Annotated in this window: 2 protein-coding genes; both read right to left on the bottom strand. The window is 39.5% G+C overall.

Going from position 1 to position 9,234, the window contains the following annotated elements; genetic code table 11:
• Window positions 1-8,773 (bottom strand): hypothetical protein (locus ACHRWY_RS27420; protein WP_395359189.1); only part of this gene is annotated, 8,773 nt, incomplete at its 3' end.
• A gap of 279 nt (window positions 8,774-9,052) precedes the next feature.
• The coding region (locus ACHRWY_RS27415; RefSeq protein ID WP_395359187.1) for an OmpA family protein at window positions 9,053-9,234 on the bottom strand (182 nt) is incomplete at its 5' end.

The following is a 9,234-nucleotide window of genomic DNA, read 5'->3' as shown; positions in this document are numbered from 1 at the left end:
CAGCAGCTGATGTACCTTTAATATAATAAGTACCACTTGCTGTTACGGCATTTGGAGAGGACAATACGGTTGTTCCCAAAGCATCTGTAAAATAACTATAGGTTAAACCTGCTGTACTTCCTGCTGTTACTGCTGGTACTGTTAAATCGACTGTTGTACCTGAGCATACTGCCGAAGGATTATTGATCACTACACTTGGTAAAGGATTAATAGTTACCATTACAGGTTGAATATCTGAACAAACAGCAGCTGATGTACCTTTAATATAATAAGTACCACTTGCTGTTACGGCATTTGGAGAGGACAATACGGTTGTTCCCAAAGCATCTGTAAAATAACTATAGGTTAAACCTGCTGTACTTCCTGCTGTCACTGCTGGTGCGGTTAAATCGACTGTTGTACCAGAACATACTGCTGCCGGGTTATTGATCACTACACTTGGTGCAGGATTAATAGTTACTGTTACTGGCTGAATATCTGAACATCCACCAACTGCAGTTCCCTTAATATAATAAGTACCACTTACAGTTACGGCATTTGGAGATGACAAGACAGTTGTTCCCAAAGCATCTGTAAAATAACTATAGGTTAAACCTGCTGTACTTCCTGCTGTCACTGCTGGTGCGGTTAAATCGACTGTTGTACCCGAGCATACCACTGCCGGATTATTGATTACAACAGTAGGTGTATTGGTTATAGTCACCACTACAGGTTGAATATCTGAACAAACAGCAGCTGATGTACCTTTAATATAATAAGTACCACTTGCTGTTACGGCATTTGGAGAGGACAATACGGTTGTTCCCAAAGCATCTGTAAAATAACTATAGGTCAAACCTGATGTACTTCCTGCTGTCACTGCTGGTACTGTTAAATCGACTGTTGTACCTGAGCATACCGCTGCCGGATTATTGATCACTACAGTTGGTACAGGATTAATAGTTACTGCTACCGGCTGAATATCTGAACATCCACCAACTGCAGTTCCCTTAATATAATAAGTTCCACTAACAGTTACGGCATTTGGAGATGACAAGATAGTTGTTCCCAAAGCATCTGTAAAATAACTATAGGTTAAACCTGCTGTACTTCCTGCTGTCACTGCTGGTACTGTTAAATCGACTGTTGTACCCGAGCATACCACTGCCGGATTATTGATTACAACAGTAGGTGTATTGGTTATAGTCACCACTACAGGTTGAATATCTGAACAAACAGCAGCTGATGTACCTTTAATATAATAAGTACCACTTGCTGTTACGGCATTTGGAGAGGACAATACGGTTGTTCCCAAAGCATCTGTAAAATAACTATAGTTTAAACCTGTTGTACTTCCTGCTGTCACTGCTGGTGCGGTTAAATCGACTGTTGTACCTGAGCATACTGCCGAAGGATTATTGATCACTACACTTGGTAAAGGATTAATAGTTACCATTACAGGTTGAATATCTGTACAACTGCTGGTTGAAGTTCCTTTAATATAATAAGTTCCACTAACTGCTACGGCATTTGGAGAGGACAATAAGGTTGTTCCCAAAGCATCTGTAAAATAACTATAGGTTAAACCTGTTGTACTTCCTGCTGTCACTGCTGGTGCTGTTAAATCGACTGTTGTACCTGAGCATACTGCTGCCGGATCATTGATCACTACAGTTGGTAGAGGATTAATAGTGACAGTTACCGGTTCAATATCCGAACAACCACCTGCTGAACCTTTAATATAATAAGTACCACTAACTGCTACAGCATTTGGCGACGACAACACGGCTGTTCCCAAAGCATCTGTAAAATAACTATAAGTTAAACCTGCTGTACTTCCTGCTGTTAATGCTGAAGCGGTTAAATCAACTGTTGTACCTGAGCATACTGCTGATGGATTATTGATTATTACAGTTGGTATAGGATTAACAGTCACCACTACAGGTTGAATATCTGAACAAACAGCAGCTGATGTACCTTTAATATAATAAGTTCCACTTGCTGTTACGGCATTTGGAGAGGATAATACGGTTGTTCCCAAAGCATCTGTAAAATAACTATAAGTTAAACCTGATGTACTTCCTGCTGTTACTGCTGATGCGGTTAAATCGACTGTCGTTCCTGAGCATACTGCTTCCGGATTATTGATCACTACAGTTGGTAAAGGATTAATAGTTACCGTTACAGGTTTAATATCCGAACAACCAACTGCAGTTCCCTTAATATAATAAGTACCACTTACAGTTACGGCATTTGGAGAGGACAAGACAGTTGTTCCCAAAGCATCTGTAAAATAACTATAGATTAAACCTGCTGTGCTTCCTGCTGTTACTGCTGAAGCGGTTAAATCAACTGTTGTACCTGAGCATACTGCTGATGGATTATTGATTATTACAGTTGGTATAGGATTAACAGTCACCACTACAGGTTGAATATCTGAACAAACAGCAGCTGTTGTACCTTTAATATAATAAGTTCCACTTGCTGTTACGGCATTTGGAGAGGATAATACGGTTGTTCCCAAAGCATCTGTAAAATAACTATAAGTTAAACCTGATGTACTTCCTGCTGTTACTGCTGATGCGGTTAAATCGACTGTTGTGCCTGAGCATACTGCTGCCGGATTATTGATCACTACAGTTGGTAAAGGATTAATAGTTACCGTTACAGGTTTAATATCTGTACATCCACCAACTGCAGTTCCCTTAATATAATAAGTACCACTTACAGTTATGGCATTTGGAGAGGACAAGACAGTTGTTCCTAAAGCATCTGTAAAATAACTATAGATTAAACCTGCTGTACTTCCTGCTGTTACTGCTGAAGCGGTTAAATCAACTGTTGTACCTGAGCATACTGCTGCCGGATCATTGATTACTACAGTTGGCAGAGGATTAATAGTGACAGTTACCGGTTCAATATCCGAACAACCACCTGCTGAACCTTTAATATAATAAGTACCACTAACTGCTACAGCATTTGGCGACGACAACACGGCTGTTCCCAAAGCATCTGTAAAATAACTATAAGTTAAACCTGCTGTACTTCCTGCTGTCACTGCTGGCGCTGTTAAATCGACTGTTGTACCAGAACATACTGCCAAAGGATTATTGATCACTACACTTGGCAAAGGATTGATAGTAATAATTCCAGACAAACTAGCGACTGAACAACCTCCTGTTGTGCTTACTGTATAATTAAATGTACCTGAAGCTGTTGGAGTTCCGCTTATGGTGAAAACATCTGAAGCAAAACTTCCTGTTACTCCCGCTGGCAATCCTGTTGCACTTACGCCCGTTGCACCTGATCCTGTTGTATAGGTAATGGCTGTTATTGGTGTACCTAAACAAATTTCCTGATTTGTAGTAGATACATCTGAACTTAAAGCAATTACAGTAGCCGGATTTACGGTAATCGTTCCAGACAAACTAGCGACTGAACAACCGCCTGTTGTACTTACTGTATAATTAAATGTACCTGAAGCCGTTGGAGTTCCGCTTATGGTGAAAATACCGGAAGCAAAACTTCCTGTTACTCCTGCCGGTAAATTTGTTGCACTTGCACCCGTTGCACCTGATCCTGTTGTATACGTAATGGCTGTTATTGGCGTATTTATACAGATTGTTGGACTAACTGTTCCAGATGTATAGATTATAGTAGGTGTAGGATCAACTGTAATAGTGTAATCAATGAATGTGGTACACCCATCCGGTCTTGTAACTGTTAATGTATAAGTAAATGGCGTTGATACTGTTAATATCGAACCTGTATACTTAAAGGTTGGATTCGCTACTGTGGCAGAACTTAAATAAGAAGCCGATGACCAATTATAAGTTGCCCCTGTAATCGCCGTGGTACCAATAACTTGACTAACATTGGGACAAACGGTAAACGCTACCGGCGTGCTTTCTAAAGTGATCGCATTTACAGGTAAAAAACTATCTGTACAAATCGCCGTATTCGACAATCTTCTAATACCTGCTGTCAATTTACACATGCTGGTCTCAGGCACAACAAAATTTGCTGTTTGTGTGGCACTGGTGGCACCCGCTAAAAGTATACCACTGACTATTTTTGTAAATAAAATGGTTTCACCGATCTCATATACTCCGCTGCCATTTGTATCGCTGAAAAAATCTACTGCAATATCCTCGGCACCTTTGTTTAATGTTCCGGTATTTTTAACATTAAAGTTAATTGTTACATTTTCACTAGTCGTATCATTATAAACACTGGTTGCACTTGTAATCTGATTTACGGTAAAATTGGTTTTAGTAATGACTAAATCTGTTTTCTTTTCGCTGGTAATAGAACTTATCGTACAGGCAGAAGCATCACACATGGCACCGGTTACTGAAAATATAGTTCTGGCATCTATTGCTTCAGTTAAGTTTCCACAAGTCAATAATGAAGCATTTACAATCGTAAAGTCAAACTTGAAAGCTGCTGTTTGTCCTCCACCTAAGCTTACACCTCCCGCATCTGCCGGCATTTGGAAAACTAAAGTACGTGTAAGCCCTGTAACGGTATTACTAATTGGATTTGTTGCATTGGTTATATTTCCTGCATTGGTTACGGCAGTAATAGAACCCGGCACTATATCTATACCGGAAGGTACAGTAATGGTAACTTGTTCTGCAGCTGTAGTAGGAGTTCCTCCCTGATTACCAACACCTACTGTATACGAAGCTACACCTCCATCATTGCTTAAGGCAACATTAGGCATATCTAAGAAATAGGTATTCAAAGAAGCCGGTATACCACTTAATAGCATTGCAGCACCTGAAGCCGTATAATCTCTCTCCTGTCCACAACCATTAGTCGCTGACATGTGGTATTTTACTGCTGAACCTGATACAAAACCGCAACTGGTTAAACCCTGATACTCCACTATCATAGTATTGGTGGAGGTGTTAGCCCCCGGTAAGGATTCTATACCATTAGGATCTGTTGTTATATTCCATTCCCAAACTCCTTTTCCTGTATTAAAAACCGGATCACTAAGTGTTTTGGTACTACCGTTAAAAGTCAATTTACTGGTACCTGTTTTGGCCGTATAACCATCAGGAAAGGTAGCTTCCATTACCAAATTTTGTGCATTTGCAGTAGCCGTATTCGTTACCGTCATCTGATAAATAATAGGGACTTCACCAGGTTGTAGCGGATTATTACAGAACTGTACATTCCCCGAAGGAGAAACAATTCCCATAGTCAAACTTGCATCTTTTGGAAATAAATTCAATACTGCAGTTGACTGATTGGCAGCACAGGTTATGGTAGTTCCATTATTCTCCAGGTCAGGATTAACAGGGTAACCTGTCGCATTAAAACCGTAAGTATAATTTAAGATATCGTTACTACAGGCCGTATAAGTTGCTACAACATCATAGGTATTAGTCGCTACTATATCTCCCAATTGAACCCAATACTTTCCTGCTCCGTAATTTAAAACAGGATACTCTGCGTGGGTAACGGTATTAATGACCTTTGTAACCGTAATATTATTATTTGGAGACACAAAACTCATCCAGTTATTAGGTAAATTAGGGCTTTTACCGGCTGCTATCATTGCCGCGGTATTGGTTGTGTTAACTACCTGCACCTGCCAGCTTACAGTACTCCCTATACCATCTACATTAGAGAGTGTAGGTGCTGAATTAGCGGTATAATTAACATAGTTATAAGTAATCGAGGTATTTCGGTTAAAGCTTTCCTTATTATTGTTATTCGGTCCTGTGGTGTAACTATCATAATTTGCTGAAAATGGTGCATTAATGCTTCCTCCAACTACGCAGGCTGGTTTCATTGCAATATTAAAAGAGGTATATCCATTATTACCACAAATATCATAGGCCGGAAAACCTGTTGAAGCGGGCATTCCGTTCGCATCAAAAGCATCATTTGTAACCGTTATAACAGTATTCCCTCCCACATAAGTAATCGTATATTGAGAAGCCGGAACAGTATAATTAGTTGAAATATTAATATTCTTAAGATAAGGAGCGATTGTTACATCTTGTGACCATATACCCGGCAGGGTAAGAATAAATTGACGTGCATTATCATATTGTCTCACTTCTTTAGGAAAATGGTCTATAGTATTTGCTTCACCGCTTTGATTAAGTGAAGAGTATACAGCAAATGCAAAATTTACAGTTGGGGAAGCAGCAAAAGTACTTCCTGACACAGGTGAAATCATGTCAGCTCTTTGAAAAAGTCGTTGTATGGCAAAAGCAGCCGGATATGCCGGACAATCTGAAGCAACACCTCCGGCATCTTTGGTATAAAAATCTCCTTGTAACCCCGTTAACGGAGTGTATACATAAGAAAGATTGGTTTTAGAGACGTTTACCATCCAGTCAACCGTTAAAATATCTCCTGCTACGGGAGTATAGCCCGCTGCAGTTATTTTATTACCAACATTGACCTGCATTACCTGAACCTGATTTGCCGAAACATAACTAAACACGACATCACTTACAGTTATATTGGCAGTAATGGTACCACCGGCAGCTTTACTAACTGTCAAAACCCCGGCTACATCTGATCCTGTAGCAGATAGAGGATCAAAATTAGATAGGTTAGCTGCTACGCCTACAGGAGTATATTGGGCACGTGCCCATAATTCACTATAATTTACATTGTTTACTTTACCCGTTACAGTAAATTTTACCCTGTCTTTACTAACAGCTCCCTGCAAATTAATATCAGACGTATTTTCATCTACAAAACCTGTAGGGCGATAAAATTTATTAGTACCGCTTACATCTGGTATAAAACCAAACGTAGCGCGTTTAACAGCAAAATTAGTTGTACCTACGGAACCACAACTATTCGTAATAATAGCATAATTTAAATTAGGGTTTTGACATGAATAATCAACGACGGTTCCGGTGCAATTATTAAAATAAAGGGATGCTCCTGCTCCTACATTCATATTTACAATAGCTTCATCAATACCGGTAACGGGTATAACAAAATTATCGTTACCCACTGTAGCAGCCGTAAAAACAGCCGTATTTAGAGTAATCGTCAATGTTTTAGCAGCCGTATTATAACTTATCGCAGAAGACGGTACAACGGTAGCTGAAGTGCCATATTTAATAGTACCTGCAGCATTGTATTGCAACCCATCCGGTAATACAATAGTAAACAAACGGGTTACTTTACCGGGCACTATATAGGTACCATTAAAAGTACTGTTATAATTTAAATTCAGATTGGTAGTACCTCCTGCCAATAATGCAGGGGTATCTAACGAAGCTACTACAGTACCCGAATTTCCGTTACCTACGTAAAAGCTTATACTCCCGGTTGCTGCCGGTAAAGGTGGAACTACATAACCAGGAGAAATTAAATCTGTTTTTGTTGAAGTGGTACCGCATTGGTCTTTATAAGAATAACCAACGTTAAAATAACCTTGTCCGGATGTCGATCCGGCATTAAGGGTACAACTGGCAAATGTATTGGGATTATACCCATATTCAACATCCAGTCTTACATTTTGTCCGGGCATCAAATCATCAAATTTACCATCGGCCTCCAAAGTGGCCAAGGAACTTCCGTAAGCCGACGTTAAACCTGCCAGATTAATAACATCTACATTTGCAATGCCACTAATCAAAGCACCGGAGCCAATACCATTTTGGGTCATTACCTGAGCCGTCACATCGTTACCATTGATGGATACTTTTTTTATCGAATAAGTACCGTAATAGGAAGGAACAGTAGACATAACTCCATTATTTGTACTCCACGGAATTTTTATATCATGCAAAGCAGACTCTACACCTCCACTTCCACTGTTACCTATAGTAAACGAAACTTTACCCGAATTACAAAAATCCGGTAAGGTGGCTCCTGCCAAACGTGTTAACAACAAACTAGGATTTCCTGTTATGGCACTAATAGAAGCACTTGCATTATCAAAAAAGCAAAAACTGCCCTTAATATCCCCGGAACCGGCTTTCATATTCAAAGCAATTGCAGAACCACTGTTACAGTTAAGGATCTGCTCTGTTAATGTAATCGTTATTGTTTCGTCCGGATCAAAACTTGCATCTCCATTACCAGTTGTAATAGCATTTTGCAAAGCAGTACCTGTAAGTGTAACGCGATATCCTGTATTTGGAATTGCTGTTATTATCCCCTGGTTTACTGCCACAATCTTATAATAGGAATATTGTGCAGGATTAACGACATCACTTTCTAAATATACCGTAGTGACCGGCTGACTACCACTATTTTTAAATGTTAGTGTTCTTGGAGCTGCATTTGTATTTAAAGAGGCTACAACTGCCAGCGGACTGGGTACTGCTGTGAATACAAATGCAGGTGCAGGCGTATTAGCCGCTGTAGGGCCATTTAGTACCGTCGCCAGTAAAACATTTGAAGCATCATAAAGCTCATATTTGAGCTGTGCGCCCGATTGTATATAGCCGCAAATAATACGAACATCAAAACTTACCAGATTAGCAGCACCAATCGCCATACTGTTTACAGTAAACTGCGGTACATTAAGGACGCTAACATCCTTCACTATAGCATTTTGAATATTGCCTGCATACTCCATACCTGCAGGCAGCGTAATTTTTAAAACAGCACCTGTAAGCGATGCTGTGGAACTGTTGTTCTTTACATTCACACTAAATGTGCCGGGTGCTCCTCCCTGGACCAAAGTAGCCGGCTGGTAAGATGCGGGTGCTGCGTCTAATGCAGCTTGTGCACGCAAAGAACCAAAGCCCGCCAGAATGAACATACAAAGTAATAAAACTAAAGTAATTTTTGATTTCATAATCATTTCATTATTTAAATTACTAACAAGCTAACATCAATGAAATATTGTTTATTTATATTCTTTAATTTATTTGCTTATCAGGCTCTTTTAAAGAGTTTGCAAAATTCCTTTTAAATACATGATATAAATGCCTGTAGAAGTTTTTATACTAATACTATAAGACATAATTTAGTGTTTACTTAAGTTGCAAAAGGAAGTACCGCATTGCAAATTCTTTTAGACATCAAGCAACAACTACATAAAAAACTGAAAACCAGACAGCTTTAGTTTTAAGATTTATAATCCCCAAATAATAAACTCACTTCTTCTGTTCATTTGATGTTCTTCTTCTGTACATGGTACTCCGTCTGAACATTTGTTGACCAGACGGGTTTCGCCATATCCTTTGCCGGTTAATCGTTTTTTGGATATTCCGTTTTTAACCAGCCAGTCAAGGGTTGATTGGGCTCTTCGGCCGG

Origin of the sequence: Flavobacterium sp. FlaQc-48 (assembly GCF_044007335.1) — a bacterium.
Lineage (GTDB): Bacteria > Bacteroidota > Bacteroidia > Flavobacteriales > Flavobacteriaceae > Flavobacterium.
Note: the sequence above shows the minus strand (reverse complement) of the source record. Positions and strands in the feature narration are given on the sequence as shown.